The following is a 26,504-nucleotide window of genomic DNA, read 5'->3' on the forward strand; positions in this document are numbered from 1 at the left end:
ACCTTACATGTAAGAATAATGGGAAGATTGTAACACAAAAAGGTTTAAGAAAAAGAAGAGTTGCTTATGCAACCCTTCCCAGGCGCGCTTAACGTCCGCAGCCGCAACCGCCGCCGCAACTGCTTGAATCGTCGTTTTTAGAGGTGTCGATTTTGAAAGGAAGATACGCGGGGCAAAAGCGAATAATCGCACTTCCTAAAACGATAACGCCGATGATGCCGAACCAGCTTTGATACGCTACGCCTGCTAAAATAATGGCAATTCCTACGATAAAACGAACGGCTCTATCGGTTTTTCCTACGTTGCATTTCATGAATGACTCCTTGGTTTTGATAATTTAGGAGTTATTATATCCTATTCTAAAAATAAATCGGTTAAAAATCTAAATAATAAAAATTACTATTGACAAATATTTATCAATTTGATATACTTCCATCATCAAAAACAAAAATAAACATAAGGAGCAATTATGGCATGCGATACCAACAAAGTTGAAGCAATCGCTTCTGAAACCGTGCAAGACAATCACATCAACGAAATGAAAACACAGGAGAAAAAAAACATGAGTTCATCTTTAGTTCTACAAAAAGCACCGTCATTCAAAATGGATGCGTATAACGCCAAAACAGGTCATTTTACGAGCGTAAACAGCGAGGATTATCAAGGCAAATGGCATGTCGTCTGCTTTTATCCGGCAGATTTTACCTTTGTATGTCCGACGGAAATTGCGGCGATGAACGCCAAATACGACGAATTTCAAGAACTTGGCGTCGAAATTTTGGCGGTTTCGACCGATACCAAATTTTCGCACAAACGTTTTGTCGAAACCGAACCTCTTTTGGCGGGTTTAAAACTGACGATCGGTGCGGATCCGACCGGTACGGTTAGTCGCGCTTTCGGCGTGATGATCGAAGAAGAGGGAATCGCGCTTCGCGGACGTTTTCTTATCAATCCCGAGGGCGTGTGCGTTGCGCAAGAAGTACAAGCACCGATGGTAGGACGTAACGTCAATGAATTTTTACGCCAAGTCAGAGCATGGCAACATGCAAGCAAAACGGGCGAAGTATGTCCTGCGGGCTGGAGACCGGGCAAAAAGACCTTGCCGGTAGCAACCGACGTTGAGAAGATGACGGGACGCGTGGGCGATTACATTACGATCGAAGAGATCTTATCGTAAAAAGCCCTTATAGTCACTCAGAAAATTATGGATACCCTCTTGTGCAAAGAGGGTATCGCTCCACGGTTTCGTATCGATCAAATCAAAATAGGCTTCTTTTAAAACATACGCCGATGCTTTGACGTAACGACCTTCTACAAGAAGCTCCACCTCTTTACGCTCGTAATACTCGCCTTCAAAAGTATCAAGGATGACCAAATCTTCGTCGCACACGTCGTAGTAAACGACGCCCTCGACCGACGCGTCTTTTAGCGGAAAAATGACGGGATAAACGTCGTTTTTGATCGCGCGCCTTTCGTAATGGGACAAAGTCGCTTTTTGGGCAAGGTAGTTGCCCTTTACCAGTCGGTGCCAGACGTCTTCAAACATTAATGATCCGTACGTAAAGAGGTGTGTCATTGCGTGCTCCTTGGTGAAAATCATACCACGATACGCGCCGAAACCGTGATCAAAAAGTAAACAAATGAGGGTATAATAATAAGAAAATCATTCAAGGCTTGACATGTTAACCCGTCAAACAAGCAATGCGCATGAAGATTTTCGTGCCTTAACGCGTGCGTTGGACGCCGAATTAAACGCGCGTTACGGAGCGATGCAAGCAGCATACGACCGCCATAACGTCATCGATCCGATCGAGACGGCGTTGGTCGGTTATGAAGGTACAACGCCTATGGCCTGCGGATGTTTTAAAATCATCGATGCTCAAACGGTCGAGATCAAACGCATGTTCGTGATGCCGGCGTATCGAAGGCGCGGCTTTTCGTCGCGTATTTTAGCGGAACTCGAATCGTGGGCGTGTACGCTTGGGTATCAACGGGCGCGATTGGAAACGGGCAAATCCCAACCCGAGGCGATCGCCTTGTATCGCAAATGCGGTTACGAGGTCGTCGAAAACTTTCCACCTTACGTGGGCATGGACAACAGCGTGTGCATGCAAAAATCTCTAAGGAGCAACGATGGCTAAGTGTACCATAGACTCTCCCGTGGGGAGATTGATCGCCGAGGTCAACGACGACGCACTCTTAGCGTTGGATTTTGAGCAAGACGGCGAAGTTTACCGTGACGAACATCCGCTTTTAGACAAACTCAAAAGTGAGTTACGCGACTATTTCGAAGGAAAACGCAAATCCTTTAGCCTGCCTCTTGCACCCAAAGGAACGCCTTTTCAAAAAACGGTTTGGCAAACGTTGACGCGTATTCCCTACGGAGCGACGGTCTCTTACAGTACCGAAGCGTCCATGTTGGAACATCCCAAAGCCGTTCGAGCGGTGGCAAACGCCAACGGCAAAAATAAAATTGCGATTATTATTCCCTGCCACCGCGTGATTGCCAAGAACGGCGGTATCGGCGGATACAGCGGCGGACTTTGGCGTAAAGAGTATCTGCTTGCGTTAGAGGCAAAGTATCGATGAAAGTCGTTTCGGTCATCGATTCGTTTAAAGGGTGTGCAAGTTCTTCGGAACTCTCTTCGTGGGTTCGCGAGGCAATTTTAGAGGTCTTTCCCGATGCAAGCGTGCATTCGTGTATGATTGCCGACGGCGGAGAGGGAATGATCGACGCTCTGCTTGCCAACGTTGAGGGTACACGCCTTACATGTAAGGTTCACGATCCTTTAATGCGCGAAATCGAAGCGCATTACGCCATTTTAAAAGACGGTACGACGGCCGTTATCGAGATGGCGCAAGCCGCAGGGTTGCCTTTGGTTCAAGCGTCGCAAAGAAATCCTTTATTAACGACGACGTACGGCGTGGGTGAACTTATTCACGATGCGCTTGCGCGAGGATGTAAAAAGGTGATCATCGGACTTGGCGGAAGTGCGACCAACGATGCGGGAATCGGCATGCTTCACGCTTTGGGCTTTCGTTTTCTCGACCGCGAAGGTCGCGTGCTTTTTCAAGGCGGAGAGGTTTTGGAAAAGATTCATACGATCGATCGAAGCGGTGCGCTCAACGCATTAAAATCGTGCGAGTTTGTTGCCGCGTGCGACGTGGAAAATCCGATGACAGGCGTTAACGGTAGCGCGCGTGTCTATGCGGCGCAAAAAGGGGCGGACGCTTTGATGATAGAGCGTTTGGAATCGGGCATGCAACACTTCGCGCAATGTTTGGAGCGGGTGCTGGGGCACGATGTCGCGTCGCAAAAAGGTTCCGGAGCCGCCGGCGGTATCGGTGGAGGTTTGCGTGCTTTTTTAAATGCGCGTTTAGCGTCCGGAATCGACATTCTATTGGACGAGATGCGTTTTGACGCACTGATCGAAGATGCCGATCTTGTGATCAGCGGCGAAGGACGCATCGATGCGCAATCGTTGATGGGAAAAGTCCTCAGCGGCGTTGCCAAGCGGTGTCAAAAAGCGCATGTCCCGCTCATCGCTTTAGGCGGCGGTATTGACGACGCTTTGGAAGAACATGTCGGTATCGACGCGCTTTTTTCGATTATGCGCTATCCCATGCGTTTAGAAGAGGCGATGGACAAAGCCAATGCGCAAAAGCTGACGCGCCAGAGCGTTAAAGAAATTTTTCGGCTGATTCAAGCCGTGCGACGAAAGTAGGATTATGAAATACCAAGAGTTGATTTTACTGAACGATTTTTTACGCAACTATCGTAAGATCTCGTCCATTCATCGGGTAGACGATAGCGTGCTTCGCATCGTTTTCGAATCGGGAGAGCCTTTATTTATCGACCTTTCTCGGAATGATTCGTACCTGTTTTACAAAAGCGATTTTAAACAATCCAAACGCTATAGCGCGCCTTTTGACGTGTTGTTGAACAAGCGTTTCGCCAATGCGACGATCGAGAAGATCGCGGTTGAAAAAAACAATCGGATTTTACGCTTACATGTCAAAGCAAGTTCCAGCTACAAAGCACTTTTAACGACCTTGCAGTTGGAGTTTACGGGACGCAATACCAACGCGATTTTGTTGGACGAAAACGAAGTCGTGCTGGAAGCGTTACGGCATATCGACCCGAGCGTTTCGTTTCGAAGCGTTAAGGTGGGCGAAATTTTGGAGAAACTGCCGCCCAAAGAGATGAAAGAAAAGCCGTTTGTTTTGGAAGAGCCTTTTGAGGAGTATTTGAAACATGCGTATGAAAAAAGGTTACATGTCAAGCTTTTCGAGCTTAAAAATCAAAAAATAGCGCACTTACGCAAGAAAATCGAAACCTTAGTCGCGGCAATCGAGGCATTGGAAAACGAAGAAGAACTCTTAGCGCGAAGTACGCAAGCGCAAACGCAAGCGTCGATCGTCCTTGCTAATTTGCATGCGGTCAAAGCGTATCAAGAAAAAGTACGTTTGTACGATTTTGAGGGTAACGAAGTCGACATTGAATTACCCTTGGCGCATTCGCCTCAGCACGCCGCCAATCTTTTGTTTAAAAAATCGAAAAAATTGCGACAAAAAGCGCTTTCGATCCATCGACAGCGTGAAAATCTCGAGGAGAAGAAGCTCTTTTTGGAACGTATGGTCAGTGTCGTCGGTGCGGCGAGCGACGTAGAAGAGATCGGTATTTTGACGCCGAAAGTAACGAAAAGCAAACAAAAAGGTGACGATAAAAACTACGAGACGTTCTTTTTGGAAGGGTATCGCATTTTGCTCGGCAAAAACGAAAAAGGCAATATCGCGCTTTTGCAAGAGGCGAAAAAGAGCGATATTTGGTTACATGTCAAGGACGTTCCGTCCGCACATGTCATTATTTGTACCGAAAAACAGAGTGTTCCGGAGACGGTTTTGGTCTTTGCAGCGAAGGTGTGCGTTGATTTTAGCATGACGCAAAAGGGTGGTTATTTAGTCGATTATACCCCGCGCAAAAACGTCAAACCGTATGATGGAGCAAATGTTGCTTATGAAACGTATCAGACCTTAAAGATTTACAAAGCATAAATTCCGGCTCGCAAGAGCCGTATCGGGGAAAAAGAGCAATTCACGTGCCGTAGCGGCTGAAACGGGGGCGTTTTACAATGCCCGTTACACGCATTGGGAGGCGAACATGGCGGTAGGTCCCATCGGTAGTCTGATTTATGCAAATCAGATGATGCACATTCAAGCCTCGAAAGAGGCGGATTATAACAGCAGTGCGCAGATGCAGCAAGCTTTGGCGGCGGCGATGCAAAACGAGAAAGAAGAGGTCGTCCAAGAAGTGCGCCCTGCCGAAGAGAGTTACAAGATCGATCCTGAAAACGAGCATGAGCGTCAAAAGAGCGACGAAGAGCAAGAAGAGCAGGCGCAACACCGCGAAGAACACGCCAAAGAGTCCAAAGAGGAAGAAGAAGTGCCGTTGCATCAAGGTCTTTTGGATGTCAAAGCTTAACTTCACGTCCGCTTTGCTATGATTCGTGAACATAAAATCGACATAAAGAGTACTTATGAACTTTAAAACGTTGTACGAAAGCAATAAAGAGCGCGTCGTCACGGGATTTGGCCTCTTGGCACTCGCCGCCGTGATCGCTTTTGTCAATAGCACGCTATTGACGTGGGCCATTTTAGGTGTCATGTATCTGTTTGCGTTTCATGAAGCGATGGCACTTTTTAACGTGAAAGACGTGAAGCTTTACGTTTATGCCGTCTTGTTGTGGCTTGCGGCGTTTTTCTACCCGAACCCAGACGATTTGGTGTACCTCTCTCTCGTGCTTTATCTAGCGGTAATGGCGTACCGTAAAGAGGTCGATTATAAACTCCTTGCGCCGTTTTTTTACCCTTCGATTTCGATGTTGTTTTTGTATACGCTCTACCATGATTTCGGCATGAGTGTTTTAATTTGGTTGGTGATTATCGTAGCGTTAACGGATACGGGAGCGTATTTTGTCGGTAAGAGTATCGGAAAGACGCCTTTTAGCGCAACTTCTCCGAACAAAACATGGGAAGGTTTTTTCGGCGGTGTAGGCAGTGCAACCGTAGCAGGAGCGTTGTACGGCACACTTTTCGTTCCGTTATGGCTCTCCTTGGCGATTGCGTTATTCAGCTCGGTTGCGGCCATCTTCGGCGATCTTTTCGAGAGTTACCTTAAGCGTGAAGCGGGTGTGAAAGACAGCGGTACGCTATTCCCCGGACACGGCGGAATGCTAGATCGTTTGGACGGTTATCTTTTCGGCGGCGTCGTGATGGTAATTTTGCTTCGAGGACTCGCATAAATGGTCATACTAGGCTCTACCGGCTCTATCGGCGTCAATGCGCTGATCATTGCGGAGCGTTTTAACGTTTACGTCGAAGCGTTGGTTGCCGGAAAAAATATCGCACTTTTGAACGAACAAATCGAAAAATTTCATCCCGAATACGTTGCTATCAGCGATCCTAACGATCGCCCTTTCGTGAAACACGCGCACGTGTTTGTCGGCAAAGAGGGGATTTTGGAGCTCTTGGGCAAATGCAAAAGCCACATCGTTTTGAACGCGTTGGTCGGTTTTGTCGGTTTGGCTCCGAGTATCGAAGCGTTGCGTTTGGGTAAGCAACTCGCCCTTGCCAATAAAGAATCCTTGGTCGTAGCGGGGCACCTTTTGGATACCGCGCGTATTACGCCGATCGATAGCGAGCACTTCGGTTTATGGTATTTGCAGGGCAAACGTCCCGTAACGCGGATGATGATTACCGCAAGCGGCGGCGCGTTTCGCGATACGCCGTTGGAAGCTTTGCCTCACATGTCGTTTCAAGACGCCCTGAAACACCCCAATTGGAGTATGGGTGCAAAAATTACGATCGATAGTGCTAGCATGACCAATAAACTCTTCGAACTGTTAGAAGCCCGTTGGCTTTTTGGATGCGAGCAACTTGACGCAATGATCGAACCTAGCTCGCTGATTCATGCTTTCGTGAGCTTTAAAGACGGCAGTACGACCGCACACTTGGCGCAAGCGGATATGAAACTTCCTATCGCGTTTGCGATGTTGGGCGAAATCAAAGAAGAGATACTCCCTCCGCTTGATTTGAGTACGCTTCAGGGCTTTTCGTTCCAAGCAATCGATCCGAGGCGTTATCCGATCTGGGAAATTAAAGAGGAAATTTTAGCCAATCCCACACGAGGCGTCGTGATTAACGCCGCCAACGAAGTGGGCATTACGAAATTTTATAACCGCGAAATTAATATCCTCGAGTTGGCGGAATTGAGTAAAAGAGCCTTTTTCCGTTTTAAAGAGGTTTCGCCGAGCAATTTACAAGAAGTCTTTGAAATCGATCGGGAAGTACGGGCTTTTTGTTTACGCTAAATCTAAAAATCGTGTGTGAAAAAATCTATCGCAAAGAGGTGTGAATGCTAAGTCGTACCGACTATAACTTTCGGCTTAAAGACAGTATTATCGGGCTTCAGTTCTTATTTGTTGCCTTTGGGGCATTGGTGTTGGTACCGATTCTCACGGGGCTTGATCCTAACGTGGCGTTGTTTACCGCGGGGCTTGGAACGCTTTTGTTTCAATTGACGACGCGCGAGCAAATTCCTCCGATCTTTCTTGCTTCGTCTTTCTCGTTTATCGCTCCGATTATCTACGGACTCAAAACGTGGGGTTTACCCGGAACGTTATGCGGTCTTGCGGCGGCGGGACTTTTCTATCTTTTTCTAAGCATTCTCGTTCGCTTAAAAGGAACGGAATTTTTGCATAAAATTTTTCCGGCGGTCGTCGTAGGCCCCGTCATTATGACGATCGGCTTAATTCTCTCTCCGGTGGCGGTCAATATGGCGATGGGAAAAACGGGAGACGGAGCTATCGTTCTCGTGCCGCTCCATCAAGCGATGGCAGTTTCTTCTGCGGCATTGTTGGTGACGTTGCTGGTGGCACTTTTGGGCAAAGGCGTGCTTCGGTTATTGCCTATTTTATGCGGTATCGTCGCGGGGTATAGCGTTTCTTTGTTTTTAGGTATCGTCAATTTTGACGCGGTCGCGAAGGCTGCGTGGTTTGCGATTCCCCATTTCGTATTTCCCGAATGGAACGCGGAAGCGATCATCTATATTTTACCGATAGCCATCGCTCCGGCGGTCGAACATGTCGGCGGTATTTTGACGATCAGCAACGTGACGAAGACGGATTATTTGAAAAAACCGGGTTTAAAAACGACGCTTTTAGGCGATGCGATCGCCACAAGCGCGGCTTCATTGCTCGGAGGACCGCCGAATACGACCTATTCGGAAGTGACGGGAGCCGTGACCATCACGAAAGCGTTTAATCCCGCGATTATGACGTGGGCGGCGATTTTTGCGATTATCTTGGCGTTTGTTGGAAAACTCGGCGGACTTTTGGCGACAATCCCCGTTCCCGTTATGGGCGGCATTTTACTGTTGCTTTTCGGCATTATCGCTTCTATCGGTATCGGAACGATGGTGCGGGAGAAAGTCGATATGAATAACCCGCGCAATATGATTATCGTCTCGATGATCTTAGTCCTTGCCATCGGCGGCATGGTCGTCGATATGGGCGGCGTCGCGTTTAGCGGTATCGGTTTAGGTGCGATCGCGGGCATCGTACTCAACTTGGTTTTGCCGCAAGGGCATTATACGAACGAACACGAATAAATTAAAGGAAGAGGAATGGAGTTGATTGAAAAAATCGTATCGACGCTCTCAGGTATCGTCTGGGGCGCTCCGATGCTGGTCTTGCTCGTCGGAACGGGCATTTATTTGACGGTAATTTTAAAAGGCATGCAGTTTTGGGCATTACCGCATGCGATGAAGCTGATTTTTCATAAAGAAGAAGACGGTGCGGGCGAAATTAGCCATTTTGCGGCGTTAATGACGGCTCTTGCCGCCACGGTCGGTATCGGAAATATCGTGGGCGTTGCGACTGCGATTACGCTTGGCGGTCCGGGTGCCGTGTTTTGGATGTGGATGACGGGATTGGTCGGAATGGCGACCAAATATTCCGAAGCGGTTTTAGCGGTCAAATACCGTCAACATAGCCACCACCACGGCTTTAAGGGCGGACCGATGTATTATTTGACGTACGGTCTTAACATGCCTAAACTCGGTCTTGCGTTTGCGCTTTTTACGGCATTGGCGGCATTCGGTATCGGAAATATGACGCAAGCCAATGCGGTTGCGACGATTTTGGAAACGCAAATGAGCGTTCCGACATGGGTGACGGGCGTCGTGCTTTTAACGTTGACGGCGGTCGTTATTTTGGGCGGTATCAAATCCATCGGACGTTTTACGTCGTTTCTCGTTCCGTTTATGATTTTGGTGTACGTTGCGGTTTCGTTGGTGATTTTATGTATGAATCTCGATAAATTACCGCATGCGTTGAGTTTGATTTTTTACCATGCGTTTAATCCGATAGCCGCAGGCGGCGGATTTGTGGGTGCGACGATGGCGGCAGCGATTCGTTACGGCGTAGCGCGCGGCGTTTTTTCGAACGAATCGGGTTTAGGTTCTGCTCCGATTGCGGCGGCGGCGGCAAAAACGAACGATCCGGTACGTCAAGCACTCGTGAGTATGACGCAAACGTTTATCGATACGTTGGTCGTCTGTTCTATGACGGCTTTGATTATTTTAATTTCTCCGTTTTGGCAAGAAGGCGTGAGCCCGGGGCTCTTGACGATGAAGAGTTTTGAGCTTTACTTAGGATCGTTCGGTACGATCGTCGTGGTCGTTTCGACGGTGTTGTTTGCGTACTCGACGATTTTGGGATGGAGTTATTACGGCGAAAAGGCGTTTGAGTACCTTTTGGGCGAACGCTTTATTCGTTTGTACCGCGTTTTATTTATCGCGGGCGTTATGGTCGGTTCGATGATGAAGCTGGAGTTCGTGTGGAACTTCTCGGATTTAATGAACGGTATGATGGCAATTCCCAATTTGATTGCGCTTTTATTGCTCTCCAAAGTGATTGCAAGCGAAAGCAAACGCTATTTTGAGAGTTTAAAGTAGGGAACGATGTTTCGCCTCTCCTTTGCCTTAGCCGCCGTTGCGGTTTTAACGTTGATTAACTTCTATACGTATCGGAGGTTTTTACGACGTTTGGAGCTTTTCGCGCGCTTGGGCAAAGGTATGATGTGGGGGACGATCGTGGTAACGCTTTGCGAAATTCTCTATTTCGCGGTGTTACGCCTCGATGCCCTCAACCCTCTTCTTTTCGGTCTTTTTTCTTCGCTTGTCGGCATTTCGTTTATGCTCTTTTGCGTGGCGATCGTGTACGATCTGGTGCATGTTCCGTATGCCAAAATTCCGCACGATTATTCCAGACGTCTTTTTCTCAAAACGGTGCTCGACGTAACGATGTTGCTTTTGGCGTTTTCGTATATGTTCAAAGGCTTTATCAACGGCTTTAAAGCACCCGTTTTGAACGAGAAAGAAGTTTTCATCGACGGATTGAGCGAGACATTGAGTATCGTACAGTTAAGCGACGTGCATTTGGGTAAAAGCTTGGGCAAAGCGTTTTTGGACGATTTGGTCTTACGTATCAATTCGTTGGATGCAGATATTGTCGTTATTACGGGCGATTTGGTCGATATGCCCGTCTCCAAAATCGGCGATCAACTGGAGAGTTTACGAACGCTAAAGAGCCGTTTCGGGGTCTATTTCGTTCCGGGCAATCATGAATATTTTTACGGAGTGCATACGATTATGGAGCGTTTGGAAGCTTTAGGCGTCACGGTGCTGAAAAACCGATCGGTTCTCATCGATGGGCGCATCAATCTGGTGGGCGTCACCGATATGATGGGAAAACGTTTTGATTTTTTACCGCCCGATTTGCCGCAAGCTTTCTTACATGTTAGAAACGATTTGCCGACGGTTTTGCTCTCGCATCAACCTAAAATCGTTCAAGACCTTACCGACGAAAAGGTCGACTTGGTCCTTAGCGGGCATACGCACGGCGGGCAGATTTTTCCGTTTGGGCTTTTGGTGCTTTTAGATCAGCCCTACTTAAGCGGTTTGTACCGCCATTCCGCCCGTACGCAGGTTTTCGTGAGTAACGGAGCGGGGTATTGGGGTCCGCCGGTACGCGTGATGGCACCGAGCGAGATCGTTACATTAAGGTTAAAGGCAAAGGTATGAGATTTTTTTGGATCATCGCTTGCGCGGTTTTCTTTGCCGGATGCAGCGCGAAAGTCGAGGGCTTACATGTAGAGCCGCAAAACGTGGCACAATTAACGTCGGACTTGCAAGCGTTGGGCGATGACGTCGAGTATAGCGAAGCGCGCTTATTTGCCTATGAAGCGTTGTCGTACCCGCAAACTTTGGCGGAGCGTTACGGCTTAGTCTATCCTCCTACACTTCACAATCTTTTAATCAATACGGGACTGAAAGAGCGCGGACTTTGTTATCAATGGAGCGAAGATATGATGGCGCATCTGAAGGGCTTGCACCTTCAAAGTTTCGATTTACGTTGGGGCGTTGCGAATAAAGGCGAGTTGAACGAACATAATTCGGTGGTCGTCGTAGCCAAAGGCGGCGCGTTTCAAACGGGTATTTTAATCGATCCTTGGCGACATTCGGGCATATTGTATTGGGCGAAAATCTCGGACGATCCGGAATACCGATGGGTTGAAAATCTCTCTCGTAGCAAATATTTCGGTACGGTTACGCAGTAAGGTTTTTTTTCAGAATAATACGAATCACGCTGGCACGTCCGACATGTTGCGTGCCTTCGTTGAGCATCACGATCTCTTGAGAGAGCTTGAGCACTTTGCACGCTAGGCGTTTAATCCAAGCGATAATCGCGTTAATATCGTAAAGCAACAGTGCGTTTTTCGGACCCCCGCTGTTGAAGTGAATTTGACTTTCGCTGAAAAGTTCGGCGATAAAAATCCCCTCCGGAGCCAATGCGGCAACGGCTTTTTCAAAAAGCATCCTTTGCTCGTTTTTTGCCAAATCCAAATAGGTGCAAACGACTGCGTCATAGATGGGTTCGGGCTGCCAATATTCTAAAAGGGTATGACGTGTTTTGATTGCGACATAGTGCTCTTTGGCACGCTTTCGCAGTTTGGCGAGCGCCACGTCGGAAGCGTCGAGAGCTTCGACGTTTAAGCCCAAATCGGCAAGGTAGATTGCATTGCGACCTTCGCCTTCGCCTAAGCAGATGCACCGTTTTGCGTGCACTAAGAGATCGACATGTTCTTTGATAAAAGCGTTGGGCGTTTCGCCGTAGATCATTTGGGCCGTTTGAAATTTTTCATTCCAAAATGCTTGCATCGACTTCCTTTTGTGACGTTAAAATTATTGTAACACAATTTAAATCAATGCAATCCTTTTTGAAGTACGTTATACTAAACTTCTCACAAAATGAGTTTTACAAGTAAAAAAGCACCGAAGGTGCGCGGGCACTCTGCCGAAGAGAACTCAGCGTTAGCGTAGCTTTTAGAGCTTAGCTCTAAAGGCGTGTTAAAGATAAAAAAGCACCGAAGGTGCGCGGGCACTCTGCCGAAGAGAACTCAGCGTTAGCGTAGCTTTTAGAGCTTGGCTCTAAAGGCGTGACAAAGATAAAAAAGCACCGAAGGTGCGCGGGCACTCTGTGTGAGAGAACTCAGCGTTAGCGTAGCTTTTAGAGCTTAGCTCTAAAGGCGTGACAAAGATAAAAAAGCACCGAAGGTGCGCGGGCACTCTGTGTGAGAGAACTCAGCGTTAGCGTAGTCTTTGGAGCTTCGCTCTAAACGCGTGTTAAAGATCAAAACAACGAAGGAGTTACCATGAAATACCCTCTTTTTTTCGAAGCAATCGAGGAGATTCGTCTTTACGATGCTCTATCCGAAGCGTTAGGAACGTTTGAGAACGGTATCGTCTCGTTCACGTATCTGGACGTCGTTAAAAATGCGGGACACAGTTGTCCGACGATCGCCGGTGCGTATCTTAGCGTGCGTGAAGGGCTTAAGGCGTTATACGAAGGGAAAATGCCTGAGAGAGGCAATATCGCCGTTTTTTTTCGCGACGCTAAAGAACAGGGTGCGACGGGCGTGGTAGCCAATGTTTTTTCGTTGATAAGCGGTGCAACCGATACGTGGGGATTTAAGGGTATCGGTACGCGCTTTTCACGCACGGATCGCCTCTTTTTTCAAGCCAATATCGCGACGCCGATCAAAATCGAACGACTCGATACGCATCAAAGCGTAGGCATTACGTACGATCCTTCCTGCATTCGGGGCGATTCGCGTTTGCAACCGCTTATGAACAAACTTGCGCAAGAGAGCTTATCGTTTGAAGAAAAAACACTGTTTGAAATGCTCTGGCAAGAAAGAGTTCGAAAAATTTTAGAAAATTTTGATAAAGTAATAACGCTAAACCTAGATTAACATTGTCGGAGAAGAGGTTGCTAAACCTTAGGAAACAAAATATTACGAAATGGATTGTTTTTTTACCCGCTTCCGCCATTTTATTGACGTTCTTAATGATCGTAACGATCGTGGTTTCGACCGAACGTACCGAATATAAAAAAGCGTTGGAAGCGGCTCGAATCGATTATGTGAAACGCTCAAAACTGCAAGCCAAAGAGCGTATCGATAAAATCGTCGAGTACGTCAATGAAAACGAGAAAATTTTGATGAGCGAAGTGCAAGAAGATGTGAAAAATCTTGTGAACCTTGCCTATCAAATCAGCGAAGATACCTACCGAGAAAACACCCGTCTTCCTCGAGACGAGATTCTCGAAAAAATCAAAACCAAGCTCCGAAACACGCGTTTTTTCAATGACCTAAGCGGCTATTACGTCATCTTTGGTCTGGACGGCACCTGTGAAATGAACGGGATGGACCGTAGTTTGGAGGGGAAAAACTTTATCGATTTGCAAGACTCAAGCGGTCGCTACATTATGCGTGAAGGGTTGGCGCGCCTGAAAAAAGAGGAGGCGTTTGCAACGACGTACGAGTGGAAAAACTCGACGGACAAAGCACCTCGAAAAAAAATAGGCTATATTCGCAGTTACAAGCCTTTAAACATTTACATCGCCAGCGGAAGGTATGAAGACGAAGTTCGCGAGCGTATCAAAAAAGAGACGCAAAAATTTCTTTTAAGCACGCGTTACGGCGAATACGGCTATATTTTTGCCTACGACTATTACGGCAATACGATTTCGCACGGCGATCACGCTTTGATAGGGCAAAATCGACTGAACGTCACGACCAATAACCAGTACATTATCCGCGACATCGTGGAAGGCGGAAAGCGCAACCTTGAAGGGTTTTTTATGACTTACGAGGCTTCGTACCACCCTGATAACCAAGACAAACGTAAAATCTCTTTCGTGCGCTCCATTCCTCAGTTTGAATGGGTTGTGGGTACGGGCGTTTATCTGATGGAAGAGAACAATGCGCTCGTGCAGCAAGAAGAAGCGTTAAAGACGAAAATGCAATCGACGCTGGTTAACATGTTAGCGGTTTCTATCATCATTATGCTCTTGGTAATGGGCGTAATGTTTTTCATTTCGACCAAACTGCGTTCGGTTTTGGCGCGCTACGAAAACCATCTCTTGCTCAATAATAAGCAAATCAAAGAGCAAAAACAGGTTTTTGAAACGCTCTACCAAAAATCGGCGGACGGTATTTGGCTGCTCAAAGAGGGGATTTTCGTCGATTGTAACGAAGCGATCGTGAAGATGTTTAAAGCCAAAAACAAAGACGTGCTCGTGAACGTGACCTTAGCCGATCTCTCTCCTAAAGTTCAACCCGACGAGCAAAGTTCGTACGAAAAAGCGTTGTGGATGAACGAGTTGGCATTAAAAAACGGTACGCATAAATTTGAGTGGCAAGTACGCGATTGTGAAGGAAAACTTTTTTGGATCAGCGTTATGATGACGACGATTCATATGGATAAGGGCATCATTCAGCACTGCTCGGTTCGTGATATTACGATTCGAAAAGAGCTTGAAGAAGAGAATAAAAAACAAAAAAATCTTTTAATGCACCAAGTCGAACACGATACGCTCACGGGACTGCCCAATCGTAACTTGTTGCAAGATCGTTTGACGCAAGCGATTAAAAAAGCGAGTCGCGACAACAAAGTCTTGGGAGTGATGTTCGTGGACATCGATAAATTTAAAAATATTAACGACTCTTTGGGGCACGACGCCGGCGATATGCTTTTGAAGATTATAGCGGCAAGAATGCGCCAGAACGTTCGCGACACCGATACCGTCGCACGCTTGAGCGGAGATGAGTTTATCGTACTTTTAGACGGTTGTAAAGACGTTAGCGATATTTTTGTCGCTATCAAAAAACTCGTTTATTCGTTCCAAGAACCTTTTATTTTCGGAAACGAAAGTTTCCAGATCACGACCAGTATCGGCGTCAGCGTCTATCCGCACGACGGCGAAGCGGCAAGCAAGCTTTTAAAAAATGCCGATATTGCGATGTACAAGGCCAAATCAAAAGGGCGTAACCGTTACGTCTTTTTCGATCAAGAGATGAACCAAGAGACCAACGAGCATTTGGAAATCGAAAAAAACTTGCGCAAAGCACTTGAACGCGAAGAATTCGTCATATATTACCAACCGCAGATCAACTTGCAAACGGAACGTATCGTCGGACTGGAAGCTTTGATTCGCTGGAATCATCCGACGCGCGGGCTAACGACGCCGAATTATTTTATTCACGTCGCCGAAGAGAGCGAACTGATCGTCGAAATCGGCAATTGGGTCATCATCGAAGTCATGAAACAGATGAAATCGTGGTACGATCAAGGATTAAATCCGGGAAAAACGGCGATCAACATTGCCGGAAAACAACTCGAATCAAGCGAGCTGATTAGCTTTTTAATTCAAAGTCTGCGTCAAAGCGGCTGTCGTCCCGAATGGCTCGAAATGGAGATCGTCGAGCGTTTTATTATGAAAGATACGATCAAGTCGATTGCTTTATTGAAACGCTTTCGCGAATTGGGGCTTGATATTTCGATCGACGATTTCGGTACGGGGCACTCCTCTTTGGCGTATCTGAAACAATTGCCGATTACCAAGCTGAAAATCGATCAAAGTTTCGTACAAAGCCTTGAAGAGAGCAAAGAGGATCGCGCGATCGCCCGAACGATTATCGAGCTCGGACGCGGTTTGGGGCTCAAAGTCCTTGCCGAAGGCGTCGAAACGAAAGAGCAAAAAGAGTTTATCTACGCAAGCGGTTGCGAATTGATGCAAGGGTATCTTTTTAGTCGTCCCGTATGTGCGGAGGAGATTGAAACCATGCTCAAAAATCAAGGGCGTATGTTATAATCATATAAAACGATGCAATAGGTTTATAAGCGATGGTACGAAGAGCATTTTTAGGCTGGATGGGAGCGAGCGTTTTAAGCGGTACGGTGATGGCCGATGAGATCAAGCACCCCGATATTTGGCTACGCGACGATCAGAAAGAGGTTTTTAACACGGTGCTCAAAAAGCTCGATCAGATCGAAAAGACGGTCGGCTATGCCAATTTTAATATCTTAAGTTTTGACGAAGCATTAAAAATCGCTAAAAATTTCTCCAAAATCGGTGCTTTTAGTCCGAGCGAACTTGCCTATATCGAAGAGGTATTTTACACCGATCCCGTGATTTACGGCTTTTACGGTAAAAAAACGGTTGAGAAACTTACCAGCGTCGTTGACGAAAAAGAGGTCGTTAAAATTCAAGGAAGCGGGCATTATCTCTTTAAAGGCGAATCGCAAGCCGCGCTTGAACGCATCGTCAAAGACATCGGTAAAACCGTTATTTTAACTTCCGGCGTACGAAGCGTCGTCAAACAACTCAATTTGCATTTGGAAAAAATCCGCGACGAAAAAGGCAACATTACCGTTGCGACGCGCTCTTTGGTGCCGCCGGCATACTCATACCACACCGTAGGCGACTTTGACGTCGGTAAAAAAGGGTGGGGTGCTCAAAATTTTACCGCCGAATTTGCACGTACCGAAGAGTTCTGGAAGCTTCAAAAATTGGCGTATATCTCCATGCGGTATACGCTTGGAAACGGAGACGGAGTGCGTTTCGAGCCGTGGCACGTGAAGATCGTATAGATGATTTTAAGCATTGAAAGTAGCTGCGACGATAGCTCGATCGCGATCACACGCCTAAACGATAAAAAACTTCTTTTTCACAAAAAAATTTCTCAAGACGCGGAGCACGCGAAATACGGCGGTGTCGTACCCGAACTTGCCGCACGCTTGCATGCGGTGACACTTCCTAAAATTCTTGAAGAGGCGAAGCCTTATTTTAACGAACTCAAAGCCATCGCCGTCACTAATGAGCCGGGACTCTCCGTGAGCTTGGTGGAAGGTGTGAGCATGGCAAAAGCCCTTAGCGTTGCGCTTGAACTTCCTCTTTTGGGGATTAATCATCTCAAAGGGCATATCTGCTCTTTGTTTATCGAAGAGGAAACCCTGTTCCCCATGGACGTTTTACTGGTCTCTGGCGGGCATACGCAGCTTTTACATGTAAAGAGTTTGAACGAGATAAAACTGCTTGCAACCACGATGGATGACAGCTTTGGTGAGAGTTTTGATAAAGTGGGAAAAATGTTGGGACTTCCCTATCCTGCGGGTTCTATTATCGAAAAGTACGCCCAAAGAGGCGATGCAAAGCGGTTTGATTTTACGATTCCTTTGCAAGGCACTTCGTCAAAACTGCTTGCGTTTAGCTACTCGGGACTTAAAAACCAAGTGAGGCTTTGCATCGAGGCGTTAGGAGTCTTAGATGAGCAAACGCTGTGCGATGTATGTGCTTCGTTTCAACGAGTCGCCGTGGCGCACCTGATGCAAAAGATCAAAAAAGCGTACAAAGAGCGAACCGTCGAGCATTTCGGCGTGGTGGGGGGTGCTAGTGCGAACCTCTACTTGAGAGGCGAACTTGAGGCTTTTTGCGCCGCTAAAAAAGCAACGCTGCATACTGCAAAAATGGAATTTTGCTCCGACAATGCCGCGATGATAGGGCGATGTGCGGTTGAAGCCTATGCGCAAAAAGCGTTTGTCCGTCTGGAAGATTTAAAAGTACGCAGTACGTCGAAAGATATTTTTTACTAGTTCTCAAAATAAACTTTAAGTTTATTTTCTAGCTCTATGCGTGAATCGTGTAACGATTTATGAGCGGTATCAATGATGATATGTTCTTGTTCCCACGGATGGTATTCTCGTTTAAATATATCTTGCCAAGTCGGGAGATGAAGATTTTTGATATCGGTTTTTCGTGTCTCAATACGCAAACGATGTTCTTTTGGATCCGAACATATTATTTCGATATTGACAAATAAAGCGTTATGCGATAAAGCAACGGCTTCCCATTCCTCCCGAGTCATTTTCCATGGATTGCAACTATCGGCAATGACATTTTGCCCAAGCACAAGATTATCCCCGGCGATACGATAGGCTAGCCGATAGCCTTCTCCTTGAACTCTGTAATTGCATAAATCTTGTATACCTTGTTCTATGGTATCAAGCCTAAGATAAGTGGCTTGTGTCGTGCGAGCCAATTCTTTTGCGATAGTGGTTTTACCGGTGCCCGGAAGTCCGGAAAAAATATACAATACAGGTTGTTGCATTTGTGCTACTTTGTATAAAAATTATAAAATAATAATCTCTTCTTCCAGTCGGATGCCGAAACGTTTTAAAACTTCCTCTTTGACTTCGGTTATCAGCATGATAGCTTCCTCGTAGGTTCCGCCGCCGAGATTGACCAAAAAGTTGGCGTGGACGTTGCTAAACATCATATTGCCAACGCGTTTGCCTTTAAAGCCTGCCTCTTCGATCAGTTTGCCCGCAAAGTGCCCTTCGGGATTTTTAAAACAGCTTCCGGCACTCGGTTCTTTGGGCTGGTTATCGCGCATTTTTTTAAACATGGCAAGGAGATTTTCATCAAAACCGTTTTGACATGTAAAGGTTGCTTCATAAATGACGCCTTTGATTTTGGCGAAGCGGTAACCGTATTCTAGCGTTGATTTTTCGCTCCAGCCGTGTTCGGTGCGAACGGCGATGAGGTGATTAAAGATTTCCCACTCTTTGAGTCCGGCATTCATCGCGACCATACCGCCGAGTGTGCCGGGGAGTTTTTGCATCAACTCGAAGCCTGAAAGGTTGTGCTTTTTGGCAAAGGAGAGGATTTTCCCGCTCGGCGTTGCACCGCCTACATGTAAGACGTTTCCTTCCAAACGGATAAAATCAAACGTCTTGCCAAGCATTGCAAGCGGCGGCGGCGTAGGGCTTACCAAAAGGTTATTCGCGCCGCCGATAATGGTGCAACCTTGGGGGAGCGGCATGATGGCATCTAGCAGTAAAACATCCAGCGTGGGGCCGATTTTAATGCTGGAAAAGGTAGAAAAATTGATGGATTTTGTCATCTAAAAAACAAACGAGGGAATCATCTCGATCATGCGGGTCGTAAACTCGATCATCATGTTCATCATCCACGGCATCGTAAAAATGGCGACGACAATCGTGATGAGAATTTTAGGAACAAAACTCAGGGTCGATTCGTTGATTTGCGTGACGGCTTGAAAAATGCTGATCGCAAGACCCGCCACCATACCCGCAAGCAGCATCGGCAACGAGAGGTAGAGCGCTATTTTAAACGTTTCGACGCCCAAGCCGATGAGTTTTGCTTCCATAAACTTTTTCCTTAATCGTTTCGCAACGCTTCGTACTCTTTGGGGATCAAAAAGTCGCGCGCATGTATTTTTTGGTCGAAAAAGCCGTGGGTATATCCCAATGAAAAAAGCAAGTCGATCGCTTCGTATTGAGCGTCGTTCATCTCGATAGAGTGTTCGTTGGCGTAAAGCCCGAGATACGTTTGCAGCGTGGCATGATCGACGCGTACGAGGCGGCGTTCTAAGAGCATTTTGGAAAGCATATTTTGATGCGTATGGGCGATCTCTACGGCTCGGATCAGTGCTTTTTCGCATTCGATAGCGCATAATAGCGGCATTGAGCGGCGTAACGCCATACCGCCTAAAGGAAGCGGTAACTCTTTGGGACAAAGCTCTTTCCAAATATCCCAAAGCTCTTTTTCGACGACGAGGGTATCGTCGTAGCCGAGAATGCTTTCGTGAATCAAAACGCCCGCGTCGACTTCGCCTTGCAAAACGGCTTTTTCAATCTCTAAAAAGTTTTTGTAAACGATGCGAGCATCCGGATAAGCGATTTTGAAGAGTAGCGCGTTGGTCGTATGCGTTCCGCTCAGTGCGACTTTAAAATTGCGTTTGAGTTTGGTCTCTTTTTTCTTAATGAGCTTCGGTCCGTACCCTTCGCCGAAACTGACCGCCGTGCGAAGCAGTGCGTAGTCGTTTCGAATTTTAGGATAAAGCGCAAAGCTGATGGCGGTGACGTCGTAAGTGTTTTTGAGTGCCTCAAGGTTCAACGTTTCGATGTCTAAAGCGATGTTGTCAAAGCGCATATCTTTAAGATCGACCCAGCCGAATTTAATCGCGTAATACATAAAAATATCGTCGGCGTCGGGGGAATGCGCTACGGTTAATCTCCTCAAAACGATCCTTTAAAAATAGAGTGGCTTATTTTAGCATATTGCAGATTGAAATATTTTGAGAGCGGGTTTTAATTTTTCACTACAATCCGTTCAAAGGGCTTTTTCAAGCTCGAAATGCTACAATAATATCATTACGGAAAAGGGTCATTCATGCAAATTGACGAAAATAAGAAAAAAGCGTTAGACTTGGCGATCAAGCAGATCGATAAGGCGTTTGGAAAAGGTGCGCTCGTTAGACTCGGCGATCGCGTCGTCGAGCCGATCGCGTCGATTAGCACCGGTTCGCTCGGATTGGATTTAGCTTTGGGAATCGGAGGGATTCCTCAGGGACGTATTGTCGAAGTGTACGGACCAGAAAGCTCGGGTAAAACGACGCTTTCGCTTCAAATTATCGCCGAAGCGCAAGCCAAAGGAAGCGTGTGCGCGTTTGTGGACGCCGAGCATGCGTTGGACGTGAAATACGCGGGTAATTTGGGCGTGGATATCGAAAACCTTTTGGTATCGCAACCGGATTTCGGCGAACAAGCACTCGACATCGTCGAGACCTTAGCCAGAAGCGGCGCGGTCGACGTGATCGTCATCGACTCCGTTGCGGCGTTAACGCCTAAAAGCGAGATCGAAGGCGATATGGGCGATTCACATGTAGGTCTTCAAGCAAGGTTGATGAGTCAAGCACTCCGCAAGCTAACGGCGGTCGTTCATAAAATGAACACGACGGTTATTTTTATCAACCAAATTCGTATGAAAATCGGAACGATGGGATACGGATCGCCCGAGACGACTACCGGCGGAAACGCTTTGAAATTTTACGCATCGGTACGTATCGACGTACGCAAGATCGCAACGCTGAAACAAGGCGAAGAGCAAATCGGTAACAGGGTCAAAGCAAAAGTGATTAAAAATAAAGTAGCGCCTCCGTTTCGTCAAGCAGAGTTTGATATTATGTTCGGAGAGGGTATCTCTAAAGAGGGCGAACTCGTCGATTACGGCGTTAAGCTCGATATTATCGATAAAAGCGGTGCATGGTTTAGCTACAACGAAACCAAACTCGGGCAAGGGCGTGAAAACGTGAAGGCCTTCTTGAAAGAAAATAAAGAACTAGCCATAGAAATTGAAGAAAAAATAAAACAAGCGATCAACGGCAATGCCATGGTCATGGCATGCGGAGCAGACGACATAAAGGACGATGAATGATTTATATTGAAGATATTGTAGCAGACGAAGTGTTGGACAGTAGGGGAAATCCTACCGTACGCGCTACGGTCACCTTGAGCGACGGTACGTGCGCAAGCGCAATCGTTCCAAGCGGTGCAAGTACGGGCAAACGCGAAGCGTTAGAGCTTCGAGACGGCGATAATCGCTATATGGGCAAAGGCGTATTAAAAGCTTGCGAAAACGTGAACGGTGAAATTTCGGACGAGCTAATCGGGCTTAGTCCGTTTAATCAAGCCGTGATCGATCAGGCGATGAAAACGCTTGACGGTACGGACAATTACGGACGTTTAGGCGCCAATGCGGTTTTGGGCGTTTCAATGGCGGTCGCACGTGCGGCGGCGTTGAGTTTGGATATTCCTTTGTACCGCTATTTGGGCGGCAGCAATGCGATGACGCTTCCTACGCCGATGTTTAACATTATCAACGGCGGTAGCCACGCCAACAACAGCGTCGATTTCCAAGAGTATATGATTATGCCTTTAAATTTCGAGAGCTTTACCGAAGCGCTTCGTGCGGCGACCGAAGTGTACCATCATTTGAAAAAATTAATCGCGGCAATGGGCGAGAGTACGGCTTTGGGCGACGAGGGCGGCTTTGCTCCGAATCTTAAAGATAACGAAGAGCCGATTAAAGTGATTATGGAAGCGATTGAAAAAGCGGGCTATAAACCCGGTATCGATATTGCGATTGCACTTGATGTTGCGAGTAGCGAGCTGGTCTGTGAAGGCGGTTACCGACTCGAATCCGAAAAACGAACGCTCAGCAGTGCCGAAATGGTGACGTATTATGAAAACCTCTGCGCAAAATATCCGATCGTTTCTATCGAAGACGGTTTGAGCGAAGATGACTGGGAAGGCTGGAAACTCTTGACAGAGAGACTCGGTGCTAAAGTCCAACTCGTCGGCGACGATCTTTTCGTTACCAATAAAAAAATCTTAGCCGAAGGTATCGCTAAAGGTATCGGTAATGCCATTTTAATTAAACCGAATCAAATCGGTACCGTTACCGAGACGATGCAAACCGTTCGTTTGGCACAACGTAATAACTACAAATGTATTATGAGCCATCGAAGCGGAGAGAGCGAAGACGCGTTTATCGCCGATTTCGCGGTAGCTCTCAATACGGGCGAAATCAAAACGGGAGCAACGGCGCGCGGTGAGCGAACGGCAAAATACAATCGCTTGCTTGCGATCGATAACGAACTCGTCGTAGGCGAGTATATCGGTAAAGAACTCTTTGTTTAATGAGCGATGTTTTAGACGAATTTGAAGATGAAAAAGAAGAAGAGGGCGGAACGGCTCTCTTTTCTTTGAAAATTTTGGGTTTGGTCGTCGTCGTAGTAGGTTTTGGTCTTTATATCGGAGACGTGCTTTTCGGTAAAAGTTCGTTAGACGTCTTACTCAATCTTCAGGCCGACAAAGATACCCTAAGCGTTAAGATTCAAAGCCTTAAAGAAGAGAATGCGGTGTTACAAAAAGAGTATTTTGAGCTTAGGCAGTTAGACCCCGATAAACGCTAAATAAGGAGAGCAGATGCACAAGGTTCTTTGGCTTTTACTATCACTTTTTATGATTGCAGAAGCGAGGGAAAATCCTTTCGAATCCGCTGAATCCAAAACGATCGGCAAAGCAACGCAAATCGAAGAAACGCGTACGGATTTTTCCACCGTTTCCGCTACACTTCCCTCCAGTGCCCGTATTTTACGCAGTCTTACCCTTACGTTTCAAAACCTTGACGGCTCGATTAGCGAAGAGATCGTTGCCATCGATCAAAATATCGATTGGCACCAACCCTTAATCCTCTCGGCGCAAAAAGCAGCGCCCTTGAAAGAAACCAAAGAGTCCAATACCACGCAAGCTCTTGTTAACGCCATCAAAGAGAAAAAAGAAGAAGCTCCCAAAAGCGTTACGTTACCGAAGATAACGACTCCTAAAAAAGAACCCGATCCTTTAAAATTTAACACTACGTTGGCTTTAAGCGTGAACGGTAACGAGATTTCTATTTTTACGCAAGATACGAAAGTGCGCGATTTTTTGATTGCCGATCCGTATAAAGTCGTGGTTGATTTTAAAAAGAACAATACGCTTGCCACGCAAACGCTGACGATTGCGCAAGCTCCTTTCGTTTCGGCGACACTTGGCGGGCATGACGGATTTTACAGGGTGGCGATTTTGCTAGACGGGCATTATCGGTACGATATTTTGCCCTTTAACGGCGGGTATGTGATTAAACTCAAATAAGTTTACGTTGATTCTTTTTGACATGTCGGAAAGAAAATAAAAAAGAGCGCGTAACATGTAAGGGGAATCCTTACATGTTACTTTTTAAAGTTCGTATTTGGGTGTTCTCTCAAGCGGTCCTAAATAGTGTTGTCGCGGTCGGGCGATTTTCATATCGGGTTGTTCTTTGAGTTCGATCCATTGCGCGATCCATCCGGGCGTTCGACCGATAACGAAAATAACCGCAAACATCTCTTTGGGGATTTTGAGCGCTTGCAAAATGAGTCCGGAGTAAAAATCGATATTCGGATAGAGCTTGCGTTTGATAAAATAATCGTCGTTTAAAGCGATCTCTTCGATACGGTGCGCAACCGCCATCAATTCGGTATCCAACGCTAAATCGCTCACCAATTGTTTTTGAAGGTTTTTCAAAATCGTCGCACGGGGATCGAAGTTTTTATACACCCTGTGTCCAAAGCCCATCAATCGAAACGGATCGTTAGGGTCTTTGGCTTTCGCGATAAATTTATCGACGTTTTCGACTTTACCGATCATCTCCAATTGGCGAATGACCGATTCATTCGCACCGCCGTGGGCTCGACCCCATAAGGCTCCGATACCGGCACTGATAGCCGCGTAAGGATGCGCATGGGTGGACGCAACGACGCGAACCGCCGTCGTGGAAGCATTTTGCTCATGGTCGGCATGCAAGGTAAAAATCGTATCGAGCGCTTTGACTTCGATCGGTTTGAGATCGATATGATGATGCGGGTAGCCTCGCAACATGTACAAGAAGTTTTCGGTAAATCCTTTATCCAAATCGGGATAGATAATCGGAAGCCCTTGCGAATAACGGTACGAAAATGCCGCAATCGTAGGAATTTTTGCAACGACGCGGTGCGCCATCTCTTTCACTTGATCGGGCGAATCCAAATCCAAGTGATCAAAATAAAAAGCCGAAAGTGCGGAGACCGCCGCCGAGAGAATCGCCATCGGATGCGCGTTGTCCGGAAACGCGTCGAAGAGTTTTCGCATACTTTCATGAATAAACGAACGTTTTTTGAGTTCCATTAAAAAGTTTTTGTATTCGTCTTTAGAGGGTAACTCTTTGTGCAAAAGCAGATACGCCGTATCCAAAAAAGATTTTTTCGTCGCCAAATATTCGATATCGTATCCTCGATACATCAATTTGCCGATATCGCCGTCGATGTACGTGATGCGTGAGCGACAGCTTGCGGTCGAGGTAAATCCGCGATCGAGCGTAAACATTCCCGTTTCGGGATAAAACGTAGAGATATCCACGACATCGGGTCCCATCGTAGATTTTAAAATCGGAAATTCAAAAGTTTTACCCGTACGGTTGTCGGTCAGGCTAATAGAATCTTTACTCATACGCATCCTTTTTCAAATAATAATTTATTATATCAAATCTTTCGTTTTGCAGATAGTCTAAATTGTAAGCACAATTGAATTAGAGAGAAGATGATTTAAAAAGTTAGTTCAAAAATTTTAGAATAGGCTTCGCGCAAAATGGAGTATGAGTACAATCAACGCATGCGACACAGGCATAAACCGTTGAGCACAAAGCCTAAAATGCCTCTTTCAAGCATTGCGGGCAACGGTTTATCGTGCATCGTTTTTGAAGGTTTTAGGCATGACATGTACGGGCGATTTCGTAGCCTAAGCGTTCGATCATCGCACGATCGCGCTCAGGCAGTTCCCCTTTGGTCGTGAGGTAATCGCCGATGACGATCGCGTCCGCACCCGCTTCAAAAATATCGCATTCGGGCGAAAAGGTCGTCTCTCTCCCACCTGCAATCATTAAGCGTGTTTGCGGAAGGGCTTGGCGTATTTGCCGAAGAATAGTCAATGCCTCTTCTTCGCTCAGGTGCGCCGTTTGAAGCGGCAATGCCGAATTATGGATGAAAAAGTTGATCGGCATCGTAAAAGGATTGAGCGACTGAACGCTTTGAATGAACGCTTGGCGGTCTTCTTCGCTCTCTCCCAGTCCGAAGATGCCTCCGCTACAAAGTGCTAGTCCCGCTTCTTTCGCATTAAGACAGGTTTGGTAACGCGCTTCCCACGAATGCGTCGTACAAATACGTTCGTAAAAGGCTTGAGAGGTCTCGAGATTATGGTTATACGCATCGATGCCGGCACCTTTCAGTGTTTTGAGTTGATCGACGCTGGCGATGCCGTTACAGGCGATGAGATGAATGTCTTGAAGTTCCGCCTTGATCGCACGTGCGGCTTCGCAGACGTAGGCGAGTTTTTTATCGTCTAAGCCTAAGCCCGAAGTGACCAAACAAAAGCCGATCGCTCCGTTTTTTGCCGCATTTTTTGCTTCAAAAACGATTTGCTCGATCGATTTGTATTTATAATGCGCAATATCGGCTCGATGATGCGCGCTTTGCGTACAAAAGCCGCAATCTTCCGCACAACTTCCGCTAGAGATATTACTAATAGCACATAAAAAGATGGATTTTTTCATAGACGGTATTTTCCTTCGTAATTAATAGAGTTTTGCAAGGAGATACATTGAGCTAAAGAAGCCAAGACG

29 protein-coding genes are annotated in these 26,504 nt (G+C 46.7%); 20 read left to right on the forward strand and 9 right to left on the reverse strand.

Going from position 1 to position 26,504, the window contains the following annotated elements; genetic code table 11:
* Positions 1–88: 88 nt before the first annotated feature.
* Positions 89–313: a DUF2892 domain-containing protein gene (locus NL930_RS00370; RefSeq protein WP_039675573.1), complete on the reverse strand. Its 225-nt coding sequence runs from the start codon at positions 311–313 to the stop codon at positions 89–91.
* A gap of 156 nt (positions 314–469) precedes the next feature.
* Between NL930_RS00370 and NL930_RS00375 the strand changes: the two genes are divergently transcribed.
* Complete coding sequence (locus NL930_RS00375; RefSeq protein ID WP_254377331.1) at positions 470–1,177, forward strand: peroxiredoxin; 708 nt, start codon at positions 470–472, stop codon at positions 1,175–1,177.
* On the opposite strand, the gene NL930_RS00380 is transcribed toward NL930_RS00375, so the two are convergent.
* A complete protein-coding gene (locus NL930_RS00380) occupies positions 1,169–1,576 on the reverse strand; it encodes a gamma-glutamylcyclotransferase family protein (RefSeq protein WP_039675577.1) in 408 nt (135 codons plus the stop codon). The genes NL930_RS00375 and NL930_RS00380 overlap by 9 nt on opposite strands.
* A gap of 103 nt (positions 1,577–1,679) precedes the next feature.
* Here NL930_RS00380 and NL930_RS00385 point away from each other — a divergent pair, with 103 nt between their 5' ends.
* The 11 genes from NL930_RS00385 (at position 1,680) to NL930_RS00435 (ending at position 11,679) form a co-directional block, all read left to right on the forward strand.
* Positions 1,680–2,141 (forward strand): GNAT family N-acetyltransferase, encoded by a 462-nt coding sequence (locus tag NL930_RS00385; RefSeq protein WP_254377330.1) that lies wholly within the window; start codon positions 1,680–1,682, stop codon positions 2,139–2,141.
* The gene (locus tag NL930_RS00390; RefSeq protein ID WP_039675581.1) at positions 2,134–2,589 is read left to right on the forward strand and encodes a methylated-DNA--[protein]-cysteine S-methyltransferase; all 456 of its coding nucleotides are present in this window, start codon (positions 2,134–2,136) and stop codon (positions 2,587–2,589) included. Before NL930_RS00385 ends, NL930_RS00390 begins: the two co-directional genes overlap by 8 nt.
* The gene (locus NL930_RS00395) at positions 2,586–3,725 is read left to right on the forward strand and encodes a glycerate kinase (protein WP_254377329.1); all 1,140 of its coding nucleotides are present in this window, start codon (positions 2,586–2,588) and stop codon (positions 3,723–3,725) included. Before NL930_RS00390 ends, NL930_RS00395 begins: the two co-directional genes overlap by 4 nt.
* A gap of 4 nt (positions 3,726–3,729) precedes the next feature.
* Positions 3,730–5,055 (forward strand): NFACT RNA binding domain-containing protein, encoded by a 1,326-nt coding sequence (locus tag NL930_RS00400; RefSeq protein WP_254377328.1) that lies wholly within the window; start codon positions 3,730–3,732, stop codon positions 5,053–5,055.
* Between the two features lie 106 nt (positions 5,056–5,161).
* Positions 5,162–5,482: a hypothetical protein gene (locus NL930_RS00405; RefSeq protein ID WP_254377327.1), complete on the forward strand. Its 321-nt coding sequence runs from the start codon at positions 5,162–5,164 to the stop codon at positions 5,480–5,482.
* Between the two features lie 55 nt (positions 5,483–5,537).
* Complete coding sequence (locus tag NL930_RS00410; protein WP_039675588.1) at positions 5,538–6,302, forward strand: phosphatidate cytidylyltransferase; 765 nt, start codon at positions 5,538–5,540, stop codon at positions 6,300–6,302.
* Positions 6,303–7,370 (forward strand): 1-deoxy-D-xylulose-5-phosphate reductoisomerase, encoded by a 1,068-nt coding sequence (dxr, locus tag NL930_RS00415; protein ID WP_254377326.1) that lies wholly within the window; start codon positions 6,303–6,305, stop codon positions 7,368–7,370. It abuts the gene before it with no gap.
* 44 nt (positions 7,371–7,414) lie between these two features.
* On the forward strand, positions 7,415–8,668 hold the full coding sequence (locus NL930_RS00420) for a uracil-xanthine permease family protein (RefSeq protein WP_060824971.1): 1,254 nt from the start codon (positions 7,415–7,417) through the stop codon (positions 8,666–8,668).
* Between the two features lie 15 nt (positions 8,669–8,683).
* A complete protein-coding gene (locus NL930_RS00425) occupies positions 8,684–10,015 on the forward strand; it encodes a sodium:alanine symporter family protein (RefSeq protein WP_039675594.1) in 1,332 nt (443 codons plus the stop codon).
* 6 nt (positions 10,016–10,021) lie between these two features.
* Positions 10,022–11,143 carry a metallophosphoesterase gene (locus NL930_RS00430; protein WP_254377325.1) on the forward strand — a complete coding sequence of 374 codons (1,122 nt, stop codon included), beginning with the start codon at positions 10,022–10,024 and terminating at the stop codon, positions 11,141–11,143.
* The gene (locus tag NL930_RS00435; protein WP_254377324.1) at positions 11,140–11,679 is read left to right on the forward strand and encodes a hypothetical protein; all 540 of its coding nucleotides are present in this window, start codon (positions 11,140–11,142) and stop codon (positions 11,677–11,679) included. Before NL930_RS00430 ends, NL930_RS00435 begins: the two co-directional genes overlap by 4 nt.
* On the opposite strand, the gene NL930_RS00440 is transcribed toward NL930_RS00435, so the two are convergent.
* Positions 11,669–12,280 (reverse strand): bifunctional 2-polyprenyl-6-hydroxyphenol methylase/3-demethylubiquinol 3-O-methyltransferase UbiG, encoded by a 612-nt coding sequence (locus tag NL930_RS00440; RefSeq protein WP_041963158.1) that lies wholly within the window; start codon positions 12,278–12,280, stop codon positions 11,669–11,671. The genes NL930_RS00435 and NL930_RS00440 overlap by 11 nt on opposite strands.
* Before the next feature lie 494 nt (positions 12,281–12,774).
* On the opposite strand from NL930_RS00440, the gene NL930_RS00445 reads away from it, so the two are divergent.
* The 4 genes from NL930_RS00445 to tsaD are packed head-to-tail and all read left to right on the forward strand — an operon-like array spanning position 12,775 to position 18,058.
* On the forward strand, positions 12,775–13,374 hold the full coding sequence (locus tag NL930_RS00445; RefSeq protein WP_254377323.1) for a hypothetical protein: 600 nt from the start codon (positions 12,775–12,777) through the stop codon (positions 13,372–13,374).
* Between the two features lie 17 nt (positions 13,375–13,391).
* On the forward strand, positions 13,392–16,277 hold the full coding sequence (locus NL930_RS00450; RefSeq protein ID WP_254377322.1) for an EAL domain-containing protein: 2,886 nt from the start codon (positions 13,392–13,394) through the stop codon (positions 16,275–16,277).
* Positions 16,278–16,309: 32 nt separating this feature from the next.
* Positions 16,310–17,056, forward strand: coding sequence for a M15 family metallopeptidase (locus tag NL930_RS00455; protein WP_041963161.1), 747 nt, complete (start codon positions 16,310–16,312; stop codon positions 17,054–17,056).
* The gene (tsaD, locus tag NL930_RS00460) at positions 17,057–18,058 is read left to right on the forward strand and encodes a tRNA (adenosine(37)-N6)-threonylcarbamoyltransferase complex transferase subunit TsaD (RefSeq protein WP_254377321.1); all 1,002 of its coding nucleotides are present in this window, start codon (positions 17,057–17,059) and stop codon (positions 18,056–18,058) included.
* Here the strand turns inward: tsaD and NL930_RS00465 are convergent.
* The 4 genes from NL930_RS00465 to NL930_RS00480 are packed head-to-tail and all read right to left on the reverse strand — an operon-like array spanning position 18,055 to position 20,510.
* Positions 18,055–18,573 (reverse strand): AAA family ATPase, encoded by a 519-nt coding sequence (locus NL930_RS00465; protein WP_039675607.1) that lies wholly within the window; start codon positions 18,571–18,573, stop codon positions 18,055–18,057. The genes tsaD and NL930_RS00465 overlap by 4 nt on opposite strands.
* Before the next feature lie 21 nt (positions 18,574–18,594).
* Positions 18,595–19,368, reverse strand: a complete 774-nt coding sequence (locus tag NL930_RS00470; RefSeq protein WP_039675609.1) for a UDP-N-acetylmuramate dehydrogenase — start codon at positions 19,366–19,368, stop codon at positions 18,595–18,597.
* Complete coding sequence (fliQ, locus tag NL930_RS00475; protein WP_039675611.1) at positions 19,369–19,635, reverse strand: flagellar biosynthesis protein FliQ; 267 nt, start codon at positions 19,633–19,635, stop codon at positions 19,369–19,371.
* An 11-nt stretch (positions 19,636–19,646) separates the two neighbouring features.
* Complete coding sequence (locus tag NL930_RS00480) at positions 19,647–20,510, reverse strand: menaquinone biosynthesis family protein (protein ID WP_039675613.1); 864 nt, start codon at positions 20,508–20,510, stop codon at positions 19,647–19,649.
* A gap of 156 nt (positions 20,511–20,666) precedes the next feature.
* Between NL930_RS00480 and recA the strand changes: the two genes are divergently transcribed.
* Genes recA through NL930_RS00500 form a run of 4 tightly spaced genes read left to right on the forward strand, consistent with a single transcriptional unit; the run spans position 20,667 to position 23,965 of the window.
* The gene (recA, locus tag NL930_RS00485) at positions 20,667–21,704 is read left to right on the forward strand and encodes a recombinase RecA (protein WP_286683025.1); all 1,038 of its coding nucleotides are present in this window, start codon (positions 20,667–20,669) and stop codon (positions 21,702–21,704) included.
* On the forward strand, positions 21,701–22,969 hold the full coding sequence (gene eno / locus NL930_RS00490; RefSeq protein WP_254377320.1) for a phosphopyruvate hydratase: 1,269 nt from the start codon (positions 21,701–21,703) through the stop codon (positions 22,967–22,969). The genes recA and eno overlap by 4 nt, the downstream gene beginning before the upstream one ends.
* Positions 22,969–23,244 carry a hypothetical protein gene (locus tag NL930_RS00495; protein ID WP_039675619.1) on the forward strand — a complete coding sequence of 92 codons (276 nt, stop codon included), beginning with the start codon at positions 22,969–22,971 and terminating at the stop codon, positions 23,242–23,244. Before eno ends, NL930_RS00495 begins: the two co-directional genes overlap by 1 nt.
* Positions 23,245–23,257: 13 nt before the next feature.
* On the forward strand, positions 23,258–23,965 hold the full coding sequence (locus NL930_RS00500; RefSeq protein ID WP_254377319.1) for an AMIN domain-containing protein: 708 nt from the start codon (positions 23,258–23,260) through the stop codon (positions 23,963–23,965).
* Between the two features lie 84 nt (positions 23,966–24,049).
* On the opposite strand, the gene NL930_RS00505 is transcribed toward NL930_RS00500, so the two are convergent.
* The gene (locus NL930_RS00505) at positions 24,050–25,336 is read right to left on the reverse strand and encodes a citrate synthase (protein WP_039675621.1); all 1,287 of its coding nucleotides are present in this window, start codon (positions 25,334–25,336) and stop codon (positions 24,050–24,052) included.
* Positions 25,337–25,592: 256 nt separating this feature from the next.
* Positions 25,593–26,435 (reverse strand): biotin synthase, encoded by an 843-nt coding sequence (locus tag NL930_RS00510; RefSeq protein WP_254377318.1) that lies wholly within the window; start codon positions 26,433–26,435, stop codon positions 25,593–25,595.
* Between the last annotated feature and the right edge of the window lie 69 nt (positions 26,436–26,504).

The organism is Sulfurospirillum sp. hDNRA2 (genome assembly GCF_024206095.2).
GTDB lineage: Bacteria > Campylobacterota > Campylobacteria > Campylobacterales > Sulfurospirillaceae > Sulfurospirillum.

Excerpts from the sequence above, each read along its gene's own strand:
- NL930_RS00370 (WP_039675573.1), bottom strand. The coding sequence starts at position 313 with ATGAAATGCAACGTAGGAAAAACCGATAGAGCCGTTCGTTTTATCGTA.
- NL930_RS00375 (WP_254377331.1), top strand. The coding sequence starts at position 470 with ATGGCATGCGATACCAACAAAGTTGAAGCAATCGCTTCTGAAACCGTG.
- NL930_RS00380 (WP_039675577.1), bottom strand. The coding sequence starts at position 1,576 with ATGACACACCTCTTTACGTACGGATCATTAATGTTTGAAGACGTCTGG.
- NL930_RS00385 (WP_254377330.1), top strand. The coding sequence starts at position 1,680 with ATGTTAACCCGTCAAACAAGCAATGCGCATGAAGATTTTCGTGCCTTA.
- NL930_RS00390 (WP_039675581.1), top strand. The coding sequence starts at position 2,134 with ATGGCTAAGTGTACCATAGACTCTCCCGTGGGGAGATTGATCGCCGAG.
- NL930_RS00395 (WP_254377329.1), top strand. The coding sequence starts at position 2,586 with ATGAAAGTCGTTTCGGTCATCGATTCGTTTAAAGGGTGTGCAAGTTCT.
- NL930_RS00400 (WP_254377328.1), top strand. The coding sequence starts at position 3,730 with ATGAAATACCAAGAGTTGATTTTACTGAACGATTTTTTACGCAACTAT.
- NL930_RS00405 (WP_254377327.1), top strand. The coding sequence starts at position 5,162 with ATGGCGGTAGGTCCCATCGGTAGTCTGATTTATGCAAATCAGATGATG.
- NL930_RS00410 (WP_039675588.1), top strand. The coding sequence starts at position 5,538 with ATGAACTTTAAAACGTTGTACGAAAGCAATAAAGAGCGCGTCGTCACG.
- dxr (WP_254377326.1), top strand. The coding sequence starts at position 6,303 with ATGGTCATACTAGGCTCTACCGGCTCTATCGGCGTCAATGCGCTGATC.
- NL930_RS00420 (WP_060824971.1), top strand. The coding sequence starts at position 7,415 with ATGCTAAGTCGTACCGACTATAACTTTCGGCTTAAAGACAGTATTATC.
- NL930_RS00425 (WP_039675594.1), top strand. The coding sequence starts at position 8,684 with ATGGAGTTGATTGAAAAAATCGTATCGACGCTCTCAGGTATCGTCTGG.
- NL930_RS00430 (WP_254377325.1), top strand. The coding sequence starts at position 10,022 with ATGTTTCGCCTCTCCTTTGCCTTAGCCGCCGTTGCGGTTTTAACGTTG.
- NL930_RS00435 (WP_254377324.1), top strand. The coding sequence starts at position 11,140 with ATGAGATTTTTTTGGATCATCGCTTGCGCGGTTTTCTTTGCCGGATGC.
- NL930_RS00440 (WP_041963158.1), bottom strand. The coding sequence starts at position 12,280 with ATGCAAGCATTTTGGAATGAAAAATTTCAAACGGCCCAAATGATCTAC.
- NL930_RS00445 (WP_254377323.1), top strand. The coding sequence starts at position 12,775 with ATGAAATACCCTCTTTTTTTCGAAGCAATCGAGGAGATTCGTCTTTAC.
- NL930_RS00455 (WP_041963161.1), top strand. The coding sequence starts at position 16,310 with ATGGTACGAAGAGCATTTTTAGGCTGGATGGGAGCGAGCGTTTTAAGC.
- tsaD (WP_254377321.1), top strand. The coding sequence starts at position 17,057 with ATGATTTTAAGCATTGAAAGTAGCTGCGACGATAGCTCGATCGCGATC.
- NL930_RS00465 (WP_039675607.1), bottom strand. The coding sequence starts at position 18,573 with ATGCAACAACCTGTATTGTATATTTTTTCCGGACTTCCGGGCACCGGT.
- NL930_RS00470 (WP_039675609.1), bottom strand. The coding sequence starts at position 19,368 with ATGACAAAATCCATCAATTTTTCTACCTTTTCCAGCATTAAAATCGGC.
- fliQ (WP_039675611.1), bottom strand. The coding sequence starts at position 19,635 with ATGGAAGCAAAACTCATCGGCTTGGGCGTCGAAACGTTTAAAATAGCG.
- eno (WP_254377320.1), top strand. The coding sequence starts at position 21,701 with ATGATTTATATTGAAGATATTGTAGCAGACGAAGTGTTGGACAGTAGG.
- NL930_RS00495 (WP_039675619.1), top strand. The coding sequence starts at position 22,969 with ATGAGCGATGTTTTAGACGAATTTGAAGATGAAAAAGAAGAAGAGGGC.
- NL930_RS00500 (WP_254377319.1), top strand. The coding sequence starts at position 23,258 with ATGCACAAGGTTCTTTGGCTTTTACTATCACTTTTTATGATTGCAGAA.
- NL930_RS00505 (WP_039675621.1), bottom strand. The coding sequence starts at position 25,336 with ATGAGTAAAGATTCTATTAGCCTGACCGACAACCGTACGGGTAAAACT.
- NL930_RS00510 (WP_254377318.1), bottom strand. The coding sequence starts at position 26,435 with ATGAAAAAATCCATCTTTTTATGTGCTATTAGTAATATCTCTAGCGGA.